The sequence below is a fragment of the Alkalihalophilus lindianensis genome (assembly GCF_032843265.1).
GTDB classification, from domain to species: Bacteria; Bacillota; Bacilli; order Bacillales; family Bacillaceae_D; genus Alkalihalophilus; species Alkalihalophilus lindianensis.
The window spans coordinates 1-356 of sequence record NZ_JAWJBA010000106.1; the positions used below are offsets into that span (position 1 = coordinate 1).

The following is a 356-nucleotide window of genomic DNA, read 5'->3' on the forward strand; positions in this document are numbered from 1 at the left end:
TGTCGAAAGGGCGATTAAACGATTTCCCTTCCAATAAGCCACTCCCATTGCAGCCAAAAGTAAGATCCCTGTTACGGCAAACACGCTTTGTACAGGTAAGATGCCGCCAATAAATCCGCCAAGCATCGGACCAATCATTCCGCCGATTTGGTTGGCAGTTTGGTTTAAACCAAATGCCCTGCCACGGAAATTCTCCGCTGTTGACTTTACGACGAGACCATTTAAAGCCGGATATACCGCGCAGAAAAAGACACCGTAGATAAAGCGGATAATGGAAAAGCCAAGCACTTGACTAAAAAGTATTTGCGCCAATGAGCCAAGTCCGCCTCCTAACAAGCCGATGACAAGCACCCGAT

1 protein-coding gene is annotated in these 356 nt (G+C 47.5%); it reads right to left on the reverse strand.

Going from position 1 to position 356, the window contains the following annotated elements; genetic code table 11:
- The coding region (locus tag RYX56_RS21505) for an MFS transporter (protein WP_317124011.1) at positions 1-356 on the reverse strand (356 nt) is incomplete at both ends.